Here is a 19,131-nt window from a genome sequence, read left to right on the forward strand (position 1 = left end):
CTGGCGTGCTGGCGTCTCATGCTGCAGTGCACAATAATGCGCGCATGACCGCGCACGCCCAGGCTTCCCTTGCTTCTTCCCCGCCGCCGGCGCTGAGCCCGCGCCAGGTGACGCTGATCCTGTTCGCCCTGGCGATGGGCGGGTTCGCCATCGGCACCAGCGAGTTCGTGGTGATGGGCCTGATCAGCGAGATCGCGCGCGGGCTGGGGGTGAACGAACCGCAGGTCGGCCACGTGGTCAGCGCCTACGCGCTGGGCGTGGTGGTCGGCGCGCCGCTGCTGGCGATCCTCGGCGCGAAGCTGTCGCGCCGCAGCCTGCTGCTGGCGCTGATGGGCTTCTACGCCTTCGGCAACCTCGCCAGCGCGCTGGCGCCGGGCTATCCCACGCTGATGCTGGCGCGCTTCGTCGCCGGGCTTCCGCACGGCGCCTACTTCGGCGTCGCCGCCCTGGTCGCCGCGCGGATCAGCCCGCCGGAGCAGCGCGGCACCGCGGTCGGACGGGTGATGCTGGGGCTGTCGATCTCGCTGCTGGTCGGCAATCCGCTGGCGACCTGGCTGGGCCAGCACTTCGGCTGGCGTTGGGCGTTCGCCATCGTCAGCGTGATCGCGCTGGCGACCGTGGCGATGACCGCGCGCGTGCTGCCGCGCGTGAACGCGCCGCGCCCGGACGCGTTGCGCGAGCTGCGCGACTTCAACCGCAAGCCGGTGTGGCTGGCGCTGGGCATCGGCGCGATCGGCTTCGCCGGGATGTTCTGCGTCTTCAGCTACCTGGCGCCGACCCTGGTGCAGGTGACCGGCGTGCGCGAGTCGTTCGTGCCGTTCGGGCTGGTCGCGTTCGGCCTCGGCGGCATCCTCGGCACGCTCGCCGGCGGCTGGCTGTTCGACCGCCTGCAGTTCCGCGCCGCCGCGGTGGTGCTGGGGTGGTCGGCGCTGGTCCTGCTGCTGTTCCCGCTGGCCGCGCGGTCGGTGTGGACGGTGCTGCCGGCGGTGCTGGCGGTCGGCACGATGGGCGCGCTCGCGCCGATCCTGCAGGCGCACCTGATGGACGTCGCCGCCGAGGCGCAGACCCTCGCGGCCGCGTCCAACCACTCGGCGTTCAACACCGCCAACGCGCTCGGGCCGTGGCTGGGCGGCATGGCGATCACCGCCGGCTACGGCTGGACCTCCACCGGCGTGGTCGGCGCCGCGACCGCGATCGCCGGGCTGCTGGTCTACTTCTGGGCGCGGCGCGAGGCGCAGGCGCGGGCGGTGCTGGCGGTGGAGTGCGAGTGAGCGGCGTCGCGGCCGCGGCGATCGCCGCGTCGCGCCGTCGCGGCCGAGGCCCTCAATAGATCTTGCGCTGGGCCAACGGCGGCGGGCTCCACTGGTAGAGCCAGGTTTCGCTGAGCGCGTTGCCGGCTTCGTCGCGCAGGAACAGCCGCAGGTCGATCTGGCGGCTGTCGGGGTGGTCGGGCACCGCGTCGAACATCACCCGGTAGCCCCGGATCTCGTGCTGCGGTCGCGCGGAGATCGTCTGCAGCCTGGCGCCGCGCGCGTCCAGCACCGGTTCCACCTGCGCGTTGCGCGCGGCCAGCGCGGCGAGCGCGCCGCCCTTGAAGTCGATCGCGAAGCGCTGCGACCAGGTCTCGCGCTTGAAGCCGATCACCCCGCCCAGGCCGGTGCGGGTGGCGACGCACTGCGCCAACGGCGGCTGCGCCGGCGCCGCCGCGCCCCAGAACAGGCGGTAGCCGACCAGCCACTCCTCGCCCGGCTGCGGCTTCCGCCGCGGGTTCCAGAACGCGACGATGTTGTCGAAGGTCTCGTCCACGGTCGGGATCTCGACCAACTGCACCGAGCCCTCGCCCCAGCCGTGCTTGGGCTCCACCCACAGGCACGGACGGCGGTCGTAGAACACGCCATCGTCCTGGTAGTGGTCGAAGTCGCGGTCGCGCTGCAGCAGGCCGAACCCCTTCGGGTCGCGGTCGGCGTACATGTTGAAGCGCAGTTCCGGCGGGTTGGTCAGCGGGCGCCAGATCCACTCGCCGCCGCCGGTGTGCATCGCCAGGCCGTCGCTGTCATGGATCTCCGGGCGCCAGTCCCAGGCCATGCGGCGGTCGTTCTCGCCGGTCTGGTACATGCTGGTGCACGGGGCGATGCCGAGGCGCTCGATCGGCTTGCGCGGATACAGCGCGGCGTCCACGTCCATCAGCAGCGGCTCGCCGGGCGTGATCGCGAAGCGGTAGGCGCCGGCGACGCTGGGCGAGTCGAGCAGGGCGTAGACGACGAGGGTGTCGGAGTCCGCCGCCGGCCGCTCCAGGTAGAACGCGACGAAGTCGGGGAACTCCTCCGGCCGGTCCATGCCGGTGTCGATCGCCAGCCCGCGCGCCGACAGGCCGTACTGGCCCTGCCGGCCGACCGCGCGGAAATAGCTGGCGCCGAGGAACGCGGCGAAGTCGCGGTCCGGGTCGCCGCGCCGGTTGAGGCGGAACCCGGCGAAGCCCAGGTGCTCCGACAGCTTGACCCGGCCCAGGCCGCTGCTGCCGTAGTCGAACATGCCGGGGTCGTACTCGATCGCCCGCGCCTGTCCGTTCGCGACCTCGTGCATCGCCACCGGCCGCTTGAAGAACAGCCCGAGATGGAAGAACTGCGCCAGGTAGCGGCCCGCGTCGCCGGCCCACAGCGCGTGATCCTTGCGGTAGCGGATCGACTGGTACTGGTCCCAGTTCAAGGCCGCCACCGCCGGCGGCAAGTCGCCGCCGTGCGGCCGGTACGGCGCCTGCGCGAGCGCGCGCGCCTGGCCCTTGAGCGCGGCGTAGTCGAACGGCTGCGGCGGGCCGAAGCGCAGGAGGTTGCGGCCGTCGCCGGTCTTGGCGCAGGCGGCGGACGAGAGCAGCGCGGGCGGCAGCCCGAGCACGGCCAGCGCGCCCGCGGCGCGCTTGAGGAACTGGCGTCGGATCATGCGGTGGGCGCGTCGTGAACGGGACCGCCATGCTAGCCAAGGCGCCGGCGGGGCGGCTAGGCGATGGATTCATGGAGCGTTTACGGCCGCGCGCGCCGTTCGTCCCCGAAAGGGGCGTCGATTCCCGGGTTTTCCGTTCGTCGTATCGACAGGCGCCGGGAACGACCGGCCCGAATCCACCCCAGGGAGCGACGACGATGCGCGTGATGGTGCTGGTGAAGGCGAATGCGGAATCGGAAGCGGGCGTGATGCCCTCGGCCGAGATCCTGGAAGCGATGGGCCGCTACAACGAGGAGCTGGTCAAGGCCGGGGTGATGCTCGCCGGCGACGGCCTGCACCCGAGCGCGAAGGGCGCGCGCGTGCGCTTCGAGGGCGCGCGGCGGACCGTGACCGACGGCCCGTTCGCCGAAACCAAGGAACTGCTCGCCGGCTTCTGGATCTGGCAGGTGCGCACGTTCGAGGAGGCGGTGGAGTGGCTCAAGCGCGCGCCGTTCGACGGCGGCACCGAGGTCGAGCTGCGCCCGATCTTCGAGGCCGAGGACTTCGCCGCGACGCTCACGCCGGAACAGCGCGCGCGCGACGAACGCCTGCGCGCCGGGCTCGGCGCGCGCGCCTGAGCGCCCGCCCGCGGAGGACGACGATGCGCGTGCTGGCCCCGGTGAAGGCGAGCGCGGCCTGCGAAGCGGGCGAAGGCGGCGCCGCGGCGCTGCGCCGCGGCAACGAGGAGCCGGCTCGCGCCGGCATGCTGCTGGAAGGCCTGCAGCCCGGCGCGCGCGGCAAGCGCGCGCGCCCGGGGAACGGCCGGCCTGCGGTGACCGACGGTCCGTTCGCGGAAACCAAGGAGCTGGCCGCCGGCTTCCGGCCGTTGCGGGTCGGCTCGCCCGAGGACGCGGTGGCGTGGATCGCGCGCGCGCCGTCCGGCGACATCGGCGGGGTCGAACCGCGCCCGGCCGGCGCGGATTCCGGCGCCGCGGTGTCGCCGCTTCCCGGTTCGCGCCCCGCCCTTCCCTGCGCATGCCTGAGCGTCGGCCTTCGACGCGAGGAGACATCCCGATGCAGCTGATCCCCTACCTGTTCTTCGCCGGCCAGTGCCGCGAGGCGTTCGACTTCTACGCCCGCGCGCTGGGCGGCGCGGTCACGATGCGCGTGACCTACGGCGAAACGCAGATGCGCGAGCAGACGCCGCCGGAAGCGCGCGACTGGGTGATGCACAGCGAGATCCGCGCGCCCGGGCTGATCCTGATGGGCGCCGACGGGCCGAACGCCGACGTGCCGCCGGGCGCGGGCACCAGCGTCAACGTGCAGGCGGGCACGCCGGCCGAGGCCGAGCGCGTCTACGCCGCGCTGCTCGATGGCGGCACGGCGACGATGGCGCTGCAGGAAACGTTCTGGGCCTACCGCTTCGGCATGCTGGTCGACCGCTACGGCAAGCCGTGGATGGTCAACTGCCTCAGGGAAATGCCGCCGGTGTGAGGCGGAGCGCCGGCGCGCGAGTTGCGCCCGGCGCGGCCGCGGGTGCTAGATTGCCGCTCACCGGAGGAACAGGGGAGCGCCGATGGCCGCAGGCACGCAGGACCTGGAACTGTTCGTGCGCGAGGCGCTCGCCCGCGGCGCGCCGAAGCCGGCGATCGAGGCCGCGCTGGCCGCGGCGGGGTGGCCGCCGGAGCAGGTCCGCAGCGCGCTGGGCGCCTACGCGGACGTCGACTTCCCGGTGCCGGTGCCGAAGCCGCGGCCTTACCTGTCGGCGCGCGAGGCTTTCCTCTACCTGCTGCTGTTCGCCACGCTGTACATCGCCGCCTGGCACCTGGGCAGCCTGCTGTTCGACCTGATCGAGCGCGCCCTGCCCGACCCGGCCGATCCGCCGTACGCGGGGGCCGGGCTGGCGCATTCGATCCGCTGGTCCACCGCTTCGGTGATCATCGCCTTCCCGGTGTTCCTGTTCGTCGCCCGCCACCTCGGCCGCGAACTGGCGCGCAATCCGGTCAAGCGGCTGTCGCCGGTACGCCGCTGGCTGACCTACCTCACGCTGTTCCTCGCCGCCGGCGTGCTGATCGGCGACATGATCACCCTGGTCTACAACCTGCTCGGCGGCGAGCTGACCCTGCGCTTCGCGCTCAAGGTGCTGGTCGCCGGGGCGATCGCCGGCACCGTGTTCGGCTACTACCTGGCCGACCTGCGGCGCGAGGAGAAGGAGGCGTGAGCACGCCGCGCGGGCCGCAGGCCGGCCGCTGGCTGGCGCTCGCGGCGAGCGTGGTCGTGGTGGCGACGGTCGCCGCCGCGCTCTACGTGACGGGCTCGCCGGCGGAGCAGCGCGAGGCCAAGCTGGACCGTCGCCGCACCGCCGACCTGCAGCGGATCGAACGAGCGCTGCGCGCCCACGCCCGGCGCACCGGCGCGCTGCCGCCTGGCCTGGCGACGCTCGCCGCCCAGCCGGGGCAGCGCCTGCCGATCGCCGACCCGGTGAGCGGCGCGCCCTACGCCTACGAGGTGCTCGGGCCGCGCCGCTTCCGCCTGTGCGCGCGCTTCGCCACCGACACCGCGCAGGTGCCGGATGCGGCGATCGCCTGGAGCGACGATTGGCGCCACGGCGCCGGCCGCCAGTGCTTCGAACGCGAGCTCGAGCCGCGGCGCGCGGCTTCCGGCTGAACGCCGGTTTCGCGGCGGCATGACGGCCGCGGCGCTAGGGTGCGCCGATGCCACACCCTCGCGGATCTCCTCGCCCGCGCTCCGGCCGCGGGCTGTGCGCGGCGGGCCTGGTGGCGCTGGCCGGCTGCACCGGCGGCGCGCCGGACCCGCCGCAGGTGGCGCCGCCCGGGCGTCCGGAGAGCGCCAGGACCGACGCGCTCGAAGCCGGCGCCCGGCTGCTGCAGACCGACGCGCCGCTGCTGGGCTTCGACGTCTACCTGGTCGGCTTCCACCCGCTGAAGGACGAACCGCACGCGCAGATGGAAGCGCACCACTTCTGCCGCCAAGTCAACGAGGACTTCGCCCAGTGCGCGCTGTTCGACGGCAACACCGCGCGGGCCAACCTCAACGGCATCGAGTACATCATCTCCGGGCGGCTGTTCGAACGGCTGCCGGCGGAGGAACGCGGGTACTGGCATCCGCACAACGGCGAGATCCTGTCCGGCCAGCTCGCCGCGCCGTTCCTGCCGCAGGCGGCGGAAAAGGCGCTGATGCGCAGCAAGCTCAACAGCTACGGCAAGACCTGGCACACCTGGCATTCCCGGCACGGCACCGCGCCCGGCGACGCGCTGCCGCTCGGCCCGGCGCGGTTGGCCTGGTCGTTCAGCCGCGACGGCGAGGCGCAGCCCGCGCTGGTCGAGGCGCGCGACCGCACGATGCGCATTTCCACCCCGCAGCTGCGCCGCGACCGCCAGGACCTGGTGCCGCTGGCCAAGCCGCAGGAGGGCGTGGACGCGCTGCGCGCGGCCTTCCCGCAGGCGACGCCGATCCCGGGCGTGGTGGACAAGGCGGAGACGCGGCGCTAGGACAAGGCCGGCACGACCGCCGCCGTTTCCGCGAAAGCGGAGTCGGGCGACTTCGGATGCCTGCAGGCCGAGGACGCCGGCTGCCCGCCTGCGCGGGGAAGGACGGCCATCGCGGGGCGCCTTCCCGACAGGAGCCGGGCGATCCCGCGTCCGCGGCATCGCCGCGAAGGCGGAATCCAGCGGCTGGAGCGCGGGAACCCGGAGACGCCGCAGAAGGTCGGCGCGCGGCGGCCGAAGCCGCGTTTTCGCGGACGCGCGGGGCGATGCCCGGCCGTTGCCGGCGACGCCGGCTCCGGTCCCGGCGACGACGCCGGCTACTCCGATCCCCGCCCCGGGCCCGGGTCCTCGCCGCGCGCCAGCCGCTCCTCGACCGCGCTGAACGCCGAGCGGGTGCCGGCCGGCGCGTCCGTCATGCCGGTGGCGAAGTAAACCACGCCGGTGCCGCGCTCGCGATCGAGCCACAGGCCCGAGAGCAGGCCGTAGGCGGCGCCGGCATGGCCGATGCGGGCGATGCCATCGCCGAACGGATCGTCGCGGCAGCCCTCGCGACCCGTGGCGAGGACCTGCACCGCCAGGCCGTAGCGGCAGTAGAAGCCGCGCTTGGCCGGGTCGCCGCCGTCCTCCTCGTAGGTCGCGCCGTTGCCGCGGGCGTAGGTCCACGCCGGATGCGTCATCGTCCGCACCGACGCGGGCGTCAGCAGGCGCACCCCGTCGACCTCGCCGTCGCGCAGCAGCAGCCGGCCGATCCGGGCGAGCCCGTTCGCGGAGATGCGCAGCCCGCCCTGTGGCGAGAACAGGGCGCCGTTCGCGCCGGGCCGCCAGCGCGCCAGGTCGCAGCGGCCGTCGCGCGCCGGGTTCACCGCACAGGCCGGCTTGCGGCCGCGATGGTCGTCGCGTACCGGCCGCCGCTGGGCGTCGTACAGCACCACCGCGCGCGCGGCGGTGCGTTCGTCGCAGGCGGCCCAGTTGAAGCAGCCGACGATGCCGAGCGGACGCAGCACCAGCCGGTCCATCAGCCGGTCGAAACGCTCGCCGGTGGCCTTCTCCATCGCCGCAGCGACCAGCGGGAAACCGAGGTTGGCGTAGCGGAAATGCGTGCCCGGCGCGTGGGCGGCGTCCCAGGCGCGCGGGTCGGCGAGGATCTCGCGCAGTTCGCCGTCGAGCGGCACCGCGTGGTAGCCGGCGGCGTCGGTCAGGCCGGCGCGGTGCGAGAGCAGCAGGCGCAGGGTGACCGGCGCGTCGGGGTACGCCGGATGGCGCAGCCGCCAGCCGAGCAGCGGCGACAGGTCGGCGTCGAGATCGAGCTTGCCCTGCTCGACCAGGCGCAGCACGCCGATGGCGACCACCAGCTTGGAGATCGAGGCGATCCGCACCGGGTCGTCGGCGGAGACCGCGCGCCGCGCGGCGAGGTCGGCGTAGCCGCGCGCGTCGGTGGCGACCACCCCGTCGCGGTCGAACGCGACGCGGACCTCCGCGACCGGCCCGCCCGCGTGCGCGCCGCCGGCGGCGAGCGCGGCGACGCACAGCGCGACGCGCAGGCGGCGCACGGCTAGTGCGCCGCGGCGGCCGGCCGCGCGTCCTGCGCGCGCGCCCGCGCCAGCCGCGGCCCGTACAGCGCGAGCAGCTTCAAGGTCACGCCGTTGGTCCAGCCGAAGCCGTCCTGCAGCGGGTATTCGCCGCCGCCGCCGCCCTTGAGGCCCTCGGCGTCGTATTTCTCCACCAGCTTGCGTTCGCGCCGGAACAGCGCGTCGACCTGGGCGAGGAAGTTGCGGCCGATGGTCTCGGCCAGCGCGTCCTCGCCGTAGCGGCGCAGGCCTTCGACCGCGACCCACTGCAGCGGCGCCCAGGCGTTGGGCGCGTCCCATTGCTGGCCGGTGTTGAGCTCGGTGGTGACCAGGCCGCCGGGGCGGACCAGGCGCGCGCGCACCGTCGCGGCGGTGCGCTGCGCGCGTCCGGGCGCGGCCAGGCCGGCATACAGCGGGAACAAGGCGGCGGCGGTGACCTGGTCGCTGACCTTGCCGGCCTTCCAGTCGTAGTCGGCGTAGTAGCCGGCCGGGTTCCACAGGTGCTGTTCGATCGCCGCCCGGCGGCGCTGCGCGCGGCCGCGGAAGTCCTCGGTGCAGGCGGGCTGCGCGTCCTTCTCGCAGGCCACGGCGATCACCGATTCGAGGTGGTAGAGCAGGCTGTTGAGGTCGACCGGCACGATCGCGGTGGTGCGGATCGTGCCCAGGCTCTTGCGGTCGCCGAGCCAGCGGCTGGAGAAGTCCCAGCCGCTCTCCGCGGCGGCGCGCAGGTCGCGGTAGACCTCGCCGGGCGCGCGCCGCGGCGCCTGCGCCGCGGTTTCGAGGTCCTGCAGGTAGGATTCCGGGCGCGGCGCGTCGCGCTCGTCCCAGTAGCGGTTGAGCAGGCTGCCGTCGGCCAGGCGCACCACGCGCCGCGAGGCCTCGCCCGGCGCGAGGGTGTGCGCGCCCTGCATCCAGTACGCGTGCTCCCTGCGCAGCTGCGGCAGGTAGCGGCGGTACACCGCGTCGCCGCCGCGGCGCGCTTCCAGTTCGACCATGTAGGCGAAGAACGGCGGCTGCGAGCGGCTGAGGTAGTAGCTGCGGTTGCCGTTGGGGATGTGGCCGTAGCGGTCGATCAGGTAGGCGAAGTTGTCGAGCATGTCGCGCACCCGCTGCGCCTGCCCGCCTTCGGCCAGGCCGAGCATGGTGAAGTACGAATCCCAGTAGTAGATCTCGCGGAAGCGGCCGCCCGGCACCACGTAGGGCTGCGGCAGCGGCAGCAGGCTGCCGTGGCGCGGCGCGTCGGACGGACGGCGGGTCAGCACCGGCCACAGCGCGTCGATGTGGCGGCGCAGGTCGTTTTCGGCGCGCACCGCGCCGGCCTCGGCCGCTGCGGGTTCGTCGAAGTGGTCGGCGACGAAGGCCGCCAGGTCGAAGCCGGGCGCGTCGCGCCGGGCGAGGTAATCGGCGCGGATCCGCGCCGGCTCGCGCCGCGGCACCATGTCGGCGAAGTGCTTCTGGTCCTCGAACAGGCGCGCGCGCTGCACCGCGTCGAACAGTTCCGGATAGGCCTGGTCGGGCGCGCGCGGCGGCTCGGCGACGGCGCCGCGCGGCGGCGCGACGTCCGCGCGCGGCTGCGGCGCGCAGGCGGGCGCGGCGAGAACGGCCAGGCACAGGGCCAGCAGCGGGGCCCGGAACAGGGAACGATCGCGCATGCGCAGCACTCTCCCGGTGGAAACGCCGGGCGTCAGGGTAGCCGAGCCGGCGTGTGCGAGTGGAGAGCCGGCGCGCCCTCGCCTCAGCCGCGCGGCGGCGCGGGCGCACGGCGCAGCAGCGGCGCGGCCGCCGCGCCCAGCGCCTTGCGCAGGCAGCGCACCATGTGGCTCTGGTGGGCGAAGCCGGCCTCGGCCGCGACCTGCGCGGCGGTCCGGTCGCGGCGCAGCAGCAGCGCCCGCGCGCGTTCGACCCGCCGCCGCACCACGTAGGCGTGCGCCGGCATGCCGGTGGCGCGCTTGAACTGGGTCTTGAAATGGGACACGCCGAGGCCGGCGACCTGCGCCAGCCGCGCCAGCGACAGGTCCTCGTCCAGATGCGCTTCGATGAACTCGGCCACGCGCTGCAGTTGCGGCCGGCTCAGGCCGCGCGCCGCGGGCGTGGCGGCGCGGTGCCGCATCAGCAGATAGCCCAGCAGCGCCTGCGCCAGGCCGTCGGCGTACAGGCGGCCGCCGGGCCGCCCGGCGCGCTGGTCGGCGTCCAGCGCCCAGGCGATGTGCTGGATCTGCGGGTCGCGCAACTGGTGGCGCAGCGGCAATGCGGCGCGCGCGCCGTCCAGGCCGAGTTCGTCGGCGGCGCGCGCCAGCAGCGCGGGGGCGAAGCGCAGCATGACCGAGTCGCTGGGGCCGTCCTCCTGCCACCGGTCGGCGCTGCCGGCCGGCAGCAGGTCGACGTCGCCGTGCGCGTAGCGGAAGCGGCGGTCGTGGCAGGTGCCAGTGACCGGCGCGCCGGTGTGCACCTTGATGCGGTGCTCGGCGACCGGCTCCAGCGCGACCGGCCCCGGCCGGGTGGCGAAGCGCTCGACGAGGATGTCGCCGGCGGGCGGCAGCAGCGGAACGGATACGGACGAAGGCGGATGCATCGTGGGCTCGCGCGGCGGAGTGCCGCGATTATCGGCCGCCGTTCGGCCCATGCCGTGGACACTGCGTCCCGGCGTCCGCGCGTGCTCGAACGCCGGCCGTTCCTGCGCGACGCGCGCCGCGCGCGGGCCGACGATGCGCGCTCCGCGCCGCCGCCGTGGCGGCGCATCGGACACGAGGAGCATGCGATGACGCACGAAACGAAGGCGGAGACGAAGCGGGCCACGGTGATCGGCCTGGGGCAGATGGGCGGCACCCTGGCGCGGCTGCTGCTGGAGGCCGGCTACGAGACGACGGTGTGGAACCGGACCGCGGCCAAGGCCGGGCCGCTGCTCGCGGCCGGCGCGCGGCTCGCGCCGTCGCCGCTGGCGGCGGTGCGCGCCAGCCCGGCGGTGGTGGTGTGCGTGCACGACTACGCCGCTTCCGATGCGATCCTCGACGAGGAGGTCGCGGCGGCGCTGGACGGCCGCCTGTTGCTGCAGCTGACCACCGGCAGCCCGCAGGAGGCGCGCGCCGGCGAGGCGCGCGTGCGCGCGCTGGGCGGAGCCTACCTCGACGGCGCGATCCAGGCCGCGCCGGGCCAGATGGGCCGGCCGGACACGCCGATCCTGCTGTCGGGCGCGGAAGCCGCGTACCGCGCGCACGAGCCGCTGCTGCGCGTGTTCGGCGGCGGGCTGGAGTACCTGGGCGAGGACGCCGGCGCGGCGGCGGCGATGGACATGGCGACGCTGTCGTACATCTACGGCGCGGCGATCGGCTTCTTCCACGGCGCGCGCATCGCCGAGGCCGAGGGCTTCCGCGTCGACCGCTACGGCGCTCTGGTCGCCGGCATCGGCCCGACCTTCGCCGACTTCCTCAGGTACGAGGGCGAAGCGATCCAGGCCGGCGACTTCACCGTCGGCGAAAGTCCGCTGAGCATCTCGGTCGAAGCCACCGCGCGCATCGCCCGCGCCGCGCGCGAGCGCGGCATCAACGACGAGTTCCCGGCCTTCGCCGCCGGGCTGTTCCGCCGCGCCGCCGACGCCGGCTACGGCGGCGAGGAAGTCGCGGCGCTGATCAAGGTGCTGCGCGGCGACCCGGGCGCGCGCGCCGCGGCCTAGCGGCGGCCCGGCGCGGCCGGCGGCACGCGGACGATGCGTTCGGTGCCGTCTTCGGCCTGGATCGACAGGTCCAGGCCGCTGCGCGCGCTTCGCCGCAGCAGCGCCTGCAGTTCGTCCAGGTCGAAGCGTTCGGCCGGCTCGCCGCCGAGTGCGGTGACCACGTCGCCGGCGCGCACGCCCGCGCCGGCCGCGGCGGATCCTTCGGCGACATGGAGCACGCGGAAGCGCGTGCGGTCGACGCGGTCCAGGCCGAACCCGAGCGTGGCCGGGGTTTCGAACGGCTCGGCGAAGCGGCGTCCGGGCTCCACCCGCAGGCGGCGGCTGTCGTAGTCGAAGGTGAGGACGAAGCGCGAGAGCACCGCCTGGCCGACGTTGCCCGCCAGCAGCCGCGAGGCGAACACGCCGGCCTTGGCCTCGACGATGTCGGCGGACGGGCGCGGCAGCGCGTGCGGTCCGAGCTCGAAGCGCCGCACCTGGCCGGTGCGGATGCGGACGTGGCCGCCGACGCCGCCCATCATGCCGGCGCGGTCCGCGTCCAGGACGATGCCGTGTCCGGCGGCGAACGGCGCCAGCAGCGACAGGCCGCTGCCGGAGCCGGTGTCGAGCGCGAACAGCCCCTCGGCGCCGTCGACCCGCGCCGTCGCCTGCGGGGTACGGTCGTCGAAGCTCAACGCCAGCACGTCCGGAGCGTCCGTTCCGGCCAGGCCGCCGGCCGGCGAGACGGTCAACAGGCGCGCGTCGTAGTCGATGCGCACGGTGAAGCGCCGCAGCAGCTCGTAGCCGATCAGCCCGGCGATCGGCGGCTTGTCGCCGCGTTCGACCAGCAGCTGCGGCAGCTCGACGATCAGGAAGCGTTGGTCGTCGAGTTCCACCTGGCCCAGGCGATAGCGGCCGGCGCGGGCGGTCTGCAGGCTCTGCACGCCCTCGCCGGCGCCCTGCACCGGCTGCTCGCCCTCGCCGCGCAGGCCGAGCGCTCGCGCGGCCGCCGGGGTGAGCAGGTTCAGCCCGCCGGTGTCGAGGAGGAAGGGCAGCGGCGCGCCGCCGTCGATGGACAGCGATACCAGGATCTTGCCGGCGTACAACTCGAACGGCACCGTCGTTCGGCGCGCGCCGCCGGCGATGCGCGCATCGCGCACCGCCGACGCCGGGCGCGCGAAGCGCGCCGCGTCCGCGACCGGACGCGTGCGCACGCGGGTCAGGCGCAGCAGGCTGTCGTAGCGGGCGTCGCCTTCGCTCTGGCGCACCGAGAACGGCAGCCGCACGCCGTCGACCTCGCGGTAGTCGCCGTAGTGCAGCACGGTCTCGCGGCCGTCGTCGCCGCGCCGGTGCAGGCGCGCGAGCAGGCCGGTGCGCGCGTCGAGCCAGGCCGCCAGCGTCGCGCCCCGGGCGGGCGTCACTTCGACCACGTGGTAGCGGGCGTCGCCGTCGCGGCGCTCGCCGAGGTAGGCCATCGCGGCCGGATCGCGTGCGGGCGGCGCGAACCAGCCGTTGCGGGCGAGGTAGGCGTCGGTGAGCGCTTCGCGCCGCGCGGCGGCGCCGTCCAGCACGGTGACCAGGCCCTTTTCGTCGCGCATCCAGGCGTCGCGGCCGTCGTAGCCGCGCTCGCCGTGCTGCACGCCGAGGTCGGAGCGGACGCGGTGGCGGCCGCCGACGAGATCGCGGCGCACCCGCACGCGGCCTGCCTCGCCGCCCTGGCGCAGCGCCGCCTCGTATTCGATTTCGCCGATGCGGTCCCAGCGCTCGCCGCCGCTGGCGGCCTTCATCCGCGCGAACAGCGCCTGCGGGTCCGGGTCGGCGGCCGCGGCCGCGGCCGGGGCGGCCAGCCAGGCCAGGGCGGCGCAGAGCGCGAGCGCCAGGCGCGGCCATCGGTGGAACGGGGTCATGGACTATTCTCTGCGGGCGGGATGGCCATCCTGCATTCAAAACTTATCGAATTACAACAAACTTTTATTACTTTACGGAAATGACCGAATCTGTTAACGGCGCCCGGCGGCGGGCGCGGACGGTGCGGCGCCTGCTGGCCTGCGGCATCGCCGGCCTGGCCCTGGCCAATGCCTGGCTGTGGTGGCAGGGGGGCGCCGGCGGCCAGTACGGCGGATTCGGCGTCGAAGTCGACATGCCGGCGTACCTGCAGCCGCACCCGCGGGTCGCGCTGGCGTCCGCGTCGGTGCTCTCGGCGGTGCTGCTGTACGGGCTGCTGCGGCTCTCGCGCCTGATGCGGCTGTTCGAACGCGGCGAGTTCTTCAGCGCCGCGGCCACCCGGCACCTGCGCGCGTTCGCCTGGGCGCTGGCGCTGCTGGTGCCGGTGGACGTGCTGCTGCCGCCGGCGCTGCTCGGGCTGCTCGCGGCGGCCGGCTGGGCCGAGGTGCGCGAGGTCCGGCTGCAGCTGGAAGCGGCGCACTTCTGGGCGCTGCTCGGCGCGCTGCTGTTCCTGCTGGTCGCGTCGCTGATGGCCGAGGCGCGCCGGCTGGCCGAAGACAACGCGCAAATCGTCTGACCATGGCCATCGTCGTCAACCTCGACGTGATGCTGGCGCGGCGCAAGGTCAAGTCGCGCGAACTGGCGGCCTACGTCGGCATCACCGAGCAGAACCTGTCGCTGCTCAAGTCCGGCAAGGTCCGCGGCGTCCGCTTCGCGACCCTGGAGCGCATCTGCGAGTACCTGCAGTGCCAGCCGGGCGACCTGCTCGAATTCCGGCCCGGCGCCGGCGCCCCGGACCTGGAAGCGGACGCGGAGGATGGCTGAAGCCACCCGCGGCGTTCCGCTGCGGGCGGTCGGCGTCGGCGGCACCGGCAAGCGGCCGGTGTCCGGGCGGCGCGCGCACCGGCAGCGCCAGCGGCAACGTCGCGCCCGCGAGGCCCGGCAGGCGCGGCCGCGACGAAGGCGGCGCTGGACGCGGCTGGCCCGCAATGCCGGCAAGCCCGTCGGCGTGCTCCTGCGCAGCGGCGCCGAGCGGGCACGGGTACGGCGGGAGAACCGGTTTCCCGGTGGCGCGCGCGATCGCGCCGCGGCGATCTTCCTCGTCCGGACGGCGCCGGCCGACGCCCTGGCCGGCGTGCGGCATCGCCGCGACGAGGCGCTTGCGCTCGGCGCGCGCGATCCACGTGCGCTACGGCGATGGCAGGCCCGGCTCCCCGGCGGCGGATCCGGCGGCGGCACCGCGCGCAACATGGACACCGCCGCCAGGCGCGCCGGATGGCGCGCGGCCGACCTTCGCCACGTCGGTTTGTCGCAGGCCGCGCGCACCGGTAGGCTCGGTCGCGGCCGGCGGCGTCCGCCGCCGGGCCGCACCGCAAGCGCACAGGAGACAGGGAGATGCCCCAGGTCCACGGAAGCAGGTGCACGAGGCTCGCCGCCGCCGCCGCGCTCGCGACGGCCGCCGCCGCGGCATTCGCGGCCGAACCGGCGCTGTCGCCGGCGCAGCAGGCCGCCGTCGACAGGCGCATCGCCGCGCTCCGGGACCCGCAGGAGCGCGAACTGGCCCGAGGCTGGAGCAATGCCAAGAAGGTCGCCGAGGCGATCTGCCGGCCGCTGGCGCTGCCGGCCCTGAGGAAGCAGGTGAAGGGCGCGGACCGGGTGTTCCTCGGCAGCGACGACCCGGCCACGCTGACCCTGGAGAGCGACCGCCTGCTGCGCGGCCGCGGCCAGCTGCGCGCCGGCGATGCGTGGCGCCAGTTCGCGTTCCGCTGCCGCCTCGATCCCGGAACCGGCCGGGCCACCGCGTTCGCGGCCACGCTCGACTGAGCGCGGCGAAACCGCGTTCCGCCGGCGGCGCCCGCGCCCCGCCCGCGATCAGCCGCGCGGGACGCGCGGATCGGCGGCGTTCACGTCCTCCGCGCCCGGCGAGGAGGCGTCGGTGGCGCCGGCCTCGCTCACGCGCTCGACGGCCTGCGCGTGCGCCTCGGCCGCGTCGTGCCGGGTGTCGTCGCGGTGCAGGTCGGCGCGCAGGCGCGGCAGCGCCTCGGGGTGGTGCGCGTCGAGGAAGTCGATCATGCGCTCGCGCACCGCGCAGCGCAGATCGAACAGGTCGCCGGAGTTGCGCGCGCTCACCAGCAGCCGCACCTGCACGGTGTGGCGGTCGGCGTCGGTGACCTGGGCCACGCAGACGCGGCCGTCCCAGCGCGGGTCGCTCTCGCAGATGCGGCGCAGCTCCGCGCGCACGCGCTCCATCGGCGTGCGGTAGTCCAGCCACAGGAACGCGGTGCCGAGCAGCTGCGCGCTGGTGCGGGTCCAGTTCTCGAACGGGTTCTCGATGAACCACTGCAGCGGCACGATCATCCGCCGCTCGTCCCAGATGCGCACCACGATGTAGGTGCTGGCGATCTCCTCAATGCGGCCCCATTCGCCCTGCACGATCACCACGTCGTCCAGGCGCAGCGGCTGGGTGGTGGCGATCTGCAGGCCGGCGATCAGGTTGCCGAACACCGGCTTGGCGGCGATGCCGGCGACCAGGCCGACGATCCCGGCCGACGCCAGCAGGGTGGTGCCGAGTTGGCGGATCGCGGGGAAGGTCATCAGCGCCACCGAGATGCCGACCAGGGCGATGCCGCCCTGGACGACCCGGCTGATCACCCGCGTCTGCGTCTGCACGCGGCGCGCGGCGAGGTTGTCCTCGACGTCGACCGGGTGCTCGCGCAGGATGCGCGCCTCCACCGCGCCGACCGCGCGCACCGCCAGCCAGGTCAGGCACAGCAGCCCGCCGATCGCGAGCCCGTGCTGGATGCGCGCCGCCCACGGCGGCGGCAGCGGGGTGGCCGCCACGGCCAGGCTGAGGAACAGCAGCGGCGCCGCGACGCCCGCAGGCGCGGCGATCACCCGGATCACGCGCACGCGCAGCCGGCTTTCGCCGCGCTCGCGCGCCCGGCGCGCGAGCGCGCGCACCAGGCGGTTCACGATCAGGCCGAGCGCCAGCGCGACCAGCAACGGCCACGCGACCGCGATGATGTGCTGCCAGGACGTCGGCGGCATGTCGTTCCTGCGGGCGGGCGGACGCCCATGCTCGCAGCGCGCGCGTGGATGGCGCGTTCAGGAGGCGAGCGAGATGCGGCGGCGAAAGCGATGAAGCGAACGGGGTGAGGAGCCGGGGCCCGGGTTCAGGGGGCCGGGAGTTCGCGGCCCAGCCAGCGGTCGATCAGGTCCTTCTCGAAGCGCAGCGCATCGCCGGCGCCGACGGTGTCCGCGCCCATCATGAAGCCGGAGTCGCGCAGCTCGCGCTCGCCCTCGGCGGCCACGCGGCCGTCGGCGTCGAGGCGGCGGAAGTACAGGTCGATGCGCGGCGGGTGGATCTCGCGGATGAAGCGCGTGTCCTGCAGCGCGACGCCGTGCCAGGGTTCGTACTCGCCGGCGCGCTTGATGTCGCGGATCTCCACCTCCAGCCGCTGGCCCGGGGGCAGCCGGCGCGCGGCGCGCTCGCGCAGGTACTCGGCGATCTGCCGCACCCAGTCGCCGCGCACCGCGGCGGCGCGGTTGCGGCTGTGGCGGATGTCGCTGAAGCGCGAGGGGTCGGTCCAGCGCACGCTCACCGGGCCCTGTTCGGGCAGGCTGCGCGGCGCGTCGGGATCGGTGACGTTGCGCGCACGCGCATCGGCCGCGCCCGAGGCGGCGGCGACGGCGAGCAGCGCGGTGCACACGACGGCGCGGAGGTTCATGGCGTTTCCGATCGACCCGGGACGAGGCGATTATCCGCCCGCGCGGCGAAGGCGGCCACACGCGGCGCGCGGCGTTGCCGCGGATTCAGCGGGTTCTTCGCGCGGCGTGAAGGTCGGCTGCGTATGCTCGGCGGTTCCGGGCGCCACCCGCCGCGGCGCACGATCATTCCTACAAGCTGTATGCCTCCTTCCGCCGAAATCCCGGGCCTCGCCGGCCAGCTGTACCGCACCATGCTCGATCGCCTGCCGGTCGGGGCCTATGCCTGCGACACGGACGGGTTGATCACCTACTACAACCTCAAGGCGGTCGAACTGTGGGGCCGGGCGCCGAAGCTGTGCCATCCGGACTACCGGTTCTGCGGCTCCTACCGCCTGTACGCGACGGACGGCTCGCCGCTGGAGCATCACCGCTCGTCGATGGCGCTGGCGCTGAGCCAGGGGCGCGAGTACCTCGGCCAGGAACTGCTGGTCGAGCGCCCCGACGCGACCCTGGTGCCGACGCTCACCTATGCGTCGCCGCTGCTGGACGAGAATGGCGAGGTGGTGGCCGGCATCAACATGCTGGTCAACATCAGCGAGCGCAAGCGCTTCGAGCGCCTGTTGCGCGACGTCAACGAGACCAAGAACCTGTACATGGCGACGCTCGCCGACGAACTGCGCACCCAGCTGGCGGCGCTGCGCCGCGCGCTGGGCAAGATCGAGCGCATGGTCGACCCGCTGGCGCCGCGCCCGGCCGCGCTCGACGAACTGGACGGGCGCATGCGCGAGATGGGCAGCCTGATCGAGGATCTGCTCGAGGTGCCGCAGGCGCGCATGCTGCGCGAAGCGCAGGAACCGGCCGTCTGATTCCATAGCCCGCCAACGGAACGCGGGCGCCGCCGCGGCGACGCCGCACGCGCGCCGCGGGGGGGGGCACGGAGGCTGCCCGATGCCGAGGGGCCGCCACACGGCCGGGGTTCGCGCCTTCCGGCCGCCTAGGCCACGACGCGCGCAAGGGCCGCCGCCTGGACGCGGCCCCCATGGCGATGAATCGAAGCAGCCTCTTGTGCGGTCCAGCCCCAGCGCTCCGCTTGCCTGCACGATGATCGTCAGCGAAAGCAGCATGTACAGCGTTTCCGGCAGGCACAGGAGCCTGCTGTACCCGCCGAGCGCAGTCGGTCTTCTGGAATCTGTGCCCGGGGAGACCGGCATGGTGTATATATCTACACCATGCCCGACCTGTCCCCCCAACGCGCCGCCGTCCTGGCCTTCATCCGCGAGCGGATCGAGGGCGGGCAGCCGCCCAGCCTGGCCGAGATCGCCGCACGCTTCGGTTTCGCCTCGGTCACCGCGGCCAAGAAGCACGTGCAGGCGCTGGCCGACGCCGGGCAGGTCGAACTGGCGCCGAACCAGCGCCGCGGCATCCGCCTGCCGGAGCGATCGGCGGCGCGGCCGGAGCTGGTGACCCTGCCGGTGCTGGGCCGGGTCGCGGCCGGCGTGCCGATCGGCGCCGACATCGGCCTGGAGCAGGAGCTGCGCCTGGATCGCCGGCTGTTCTCGCTGCCGCCGCACTACCTGCTGCGCGTGCAGGGCGATTCGATGATCGGGGACGGCATCCTCGACGGCGACCTGGTCGGCGTGCACCGCAGCGCGGAGGCGCGCAACGGCCAGACCGTGGTCGCGCGCATCGACGAGGAACTCACCATCAAGCGGCTGGAGCGCGGGCGCGGTTCGATCCGCCTGCTGCCGCGCAACCCCGCGCATGCGCCGATCGTGGTGCGGCCGGGGCAGGACTTCGCCATCGAAGGAATCTACTGCGGCCTGGTCCGGCGGGGCTGAGC

The 19,131-nt window shown here is 74.5% G+C and carries 20 protein-coding genes; 13 read left to right on the top strand and 7 right to left on the bottom strand.

The annotated features are described in order from the left end of the window. Positions 1 to 44: 44 nt before the first annotated feature. Positions 45 to 1,271 carry an MFS transporter gene (locus EDC50_RS08915; protein ID WP_123770128.1) on the top strand — a complete coding sequence of 409 codons (1,227 nt, stop codon included), beginning with the start codon at positions 45 to 47 and terminating at the stop codon, positions 1,269 to 1,271. 52 nt (positions 1,272 to 1,323) lie between these two features. On the opposite strand, the gene EDC50_RS08920 is transcribed toward EDC50_RS08915, so the two are convergent. Further along, on the bottom strand, positions 1,324 to 2,937 hold the full coding sequence (locus EDC50_RS08920; protein ID WP_123770129.1) for an OpgD/OpgG family glucan biosynthesis protein: 1,614 nt from the start codon (positions 2,935 to 2,937) through the stop codon (positions 1,324 to 1,326). Between the two features lie 197 nt (positions 2,938 to 3,134). Here EDC50_RS08920 and EDC50_RS08925 point away from each other — a divergent pair, with 197 nt between their 5' ends. From EDC50_RS08925 to EDC50_RS08950, 6 genes are all read left to right on the top strand, one after another. Next, complete coding sequence (locus EDC50_RS08925) at positions 3,135 to 3,554, top strand: YciI family protein (RefSeq protein WP_123770130.1); 420 nt, start codon at positions 3,135 to 3,137, stop codon at positions 3,552 to 3,554. 23 nt (positions 3,555 to 3,577) lie between these two features. Next, positions 3,578 to 4,000, top strand: coding sequence for a YciI family protein (locus tag EDC50_RS08930; RefSeq protein ID WP_123770131.1), 423 nt, complete (start codon positions 3,578 to 3,580; stop codon positions 3,998 to 4,000). After that, entirely contained in the window at positions 3,991 to 4,410 is a 420-nt protein-coding gene (locus EDC50_RS08935) for a VOC family protein (protein WP_123770132.1), read from the top strand. The genes EDC50_RS08930 and EDC50_RS08935 overlap by 10 nt, the downstream gene beginning before the upstream one ends. A gap of 82 nt (positions 4,411 to 4,492) precedes the next feature. Next, on the top strand, positions 4,493 to 5,137 hold the full coding sequence (locus EDC50_RS08940; RefSeq protein ID WP_123770133.1) for a DUF5671 domain-containing protein: 645 nt from the start codon (positions 4,493 to 4,495) through the stop codon (positions 5,135 to 5,137). Continuing rightward, the gene (locus EDC50_RS08945; RefSeq protein WP_123770134.1) at positions 5,134 to 5,583 is read left to right on the top strand and encodes a hypothetical protein; all 450 of its coding nucleotides are present in this window, start codon (positions 5,134 to 5,136) and stop codon (positions 5,581 to 5,583) included. Before EDC50_RS08940 ends, EDC50_RS08945 begins: the two co-directional genes overlap by 4 nt. Positions 5,584 to 5,630: 47 nt before the next feature. After that, the gene (locus EDC50_RS08950; RefSeq protein ID WP_123770135.1) at positions 5,631 to 6,428 is read left to right on the top strand and encodes an OBAP family protein; all 798 of its coding nucleotides are present in this window, start codon (positions 5,631 to 5,633) and stop codon (positions 6,426 to 6,428) included. A gap of 314 nt (positions 6,429 to 6,742) precedes the next feature. Here the strand turns inward: EDC50_RS08950 and EDC50_RS08955 are convergent, their stop codons facing one another. The 3 genes from EDC50_RS08955 to EDC50_RS08965 form a co-directional block, all read right to left on the bottom strand. After that, positions 6,743 to 7,975, bottom strand: a complete 1,233-nt coding sequence (locus EDC50_RS08955; protein ID WP_123770136.1) for a serine hydrolase domain-containing protein — start codon at positions 7,973 to 7,975, stop codon at positions 6,743 to 6,745. Positions 7,976 to 7,977: 2 nt separating this feature from the next. Next, positions 7,978 to 9,645 carry an alpha,alpha-trehalase TreA gene (treA, locus tag EDC50_RS08960; protein WP_123770137.1) on the bottom strand — a complete coding sequence of 556 codons (1,668 nt, stop codon included), beginning with the start codon at positions 9,643 to 9,645 and terminating at the stop codon, positions 7,978 to 7,980. A gap of 83 nt (positions 9,646 to 9,728) precedes the next feature. Then, positions 9,729 to 10,565: an AraC family transcriptional regulator gene (locus EDC50_RS08965; RefSeq protein WP_158635711.1), complete on the bottom strand. Its 837-nt coding sequence runs from the start codon at positions 10,563 to 10,565 to the stop codon at positions 9,729 to 9,731. Positions 10,566 to 10,751: 186 nt separating this feature from the next. On the opposite strand from EDC50_RS08965, the gene EDC50_RS08970 reads away from it, so the two are divergent. Beyond that, positions 10,752 to 11,663 (top strand): NAD(P)-dependent oxidoreductase, encoded by a 912-nt coding sequence (locus EDC50_RS08970; protein WP_123770139.1) that lies wholly within the window; start codon positions 10,752 to 10,754, stop codon positions 11,661 to 11,663. On the opposite strand, the gene EDC50_RS08975 is transcribed toward EDC50_RS08970, so the two are convergent. Next, on the bottom strand, positions 11,660 to 13,546 hold the full coding sequence (locus EDC50_RS08975; protein ID WP_123770140.1) for a retropepsin-like aspartic protease: 1,887 nt from the start codon (positions 13,544 to 13,546) through the stop codon (positions 11,660 to 11,662). The two genes, EDC50_RS08970 and EDC50_RS08975, sit on opposite strands and share 4 nt — an antisense overlap. Before the next feature lie 80 nt (positions 13,547 to 13,626). On the opposite strand from EDC50_RS08975, the gene EDC50_RS08980 reads away from it, so the two are divergent. From EDC50_RS08980 to EDC50_RS08990, 3 genes are all read left to right on the top strand, one after another. Next, positions 13,627 to 14,160, top strand: coding sequence for a DUF2975 domain-containing protein (locus EDC50_RS08980; protein WP_123770141.1), 534 nt, complete (start codon positions 13,627 to 13,629; stop codon positions 14,158 to 14,160). 2 nt (positions 14,161 to 14,162) lie between these two features. Then, on the top strand, positions 14,163 to 14,408 hold the full coding sequence (locus EDC50_RS08985) for a helix-turn-helix domain-containing protein (RefSeq protein WP_123770142.1): 246 nt from the start codon (positions 14,163 to 14,165) through the stop codon (positions 14,406 to 14,408). Between the two features lie 570 nt (positions 14,409 to 14,978). Further along, positions 14,979 to 15,407: a hypothetical protein gene (locus EDC50_RS08990; RefSeq protein WP_123770143.1), complete on the top strand. Its 429-nt coding sequence runs from the start codon at positions 14,979 to 14,981 to the stop codon at positions 15,405 to 15,407. 48 nt (positions 15,408 to 15,455) lie between these two features. Here EDC50_RS08990 and EDC50_RS08995 read toward each other — a convergent pair whose 3' ends face one another. Both EDC50_RS08995 and EDC50_RS09000 read right to left on the bottom strand, forming a co-directional pair. Continuing rightward, positions 15,456 to 16,631: a mechanosensitive ion channel family protein gene (locus tag EDC50_RS08995; protein ID WP_123770144.1), complete on the bottom strand. Its 1,176-nt coding sequence runs from the start codon at positions 16,629 to 16,631 to the stop codon at positions 15,456 to 15,458. A 125-nt stretch (positions 16,632 to 16,756) separates the two neighbouring features. Then, entirely contained in the window at positions 16,757 to 17,311 is a 555-nt protein-coding gene (locus EDC50_RS09000; protein WP_123770145.1) for a DUF3016 domain-containing protein, read from the bottom strand. 180 nt (positions 17,312 to 17,491) lie between these two features. On the opposite strand from EDC50_RS09000, the gene EDC50_RS09005 reads away from it, so the two are divergent. Further along, entirely contained in the window at positions 17,492 to 18,157 is a 666-nt protein-coding gene (locus EDC50_RS09005) for a histidine kinase (protein ID WP_158635710.1), read from the top strand. A 363-nt stretch (positions 18,158 to 18,520) separates the two neighbouring features. Next, entirely contained in the window at positions 18,521 to 19,129 is a 609-nt protein-coding gene (gene lexA / locus EDC50_RS09010) for a transcriptional repressor LexA (protein WP_123770147.1), read from the top strand. The last annotated feature ends 2 nt before the right edge of the window (positions 19,130 to 19,131 follow it).

This window comes from Vulcaniibacterium tengchongense (genome assembly GCF_003814555.1).
Classification (GTDB): domain Bacteria; phylum Pseudomonadota; class Gammaproteobacteria; order Xanthomonadales; family Xanthomonadaceae; genus Vulcaniibacterium; species Vulcaniibacterium tengchongense.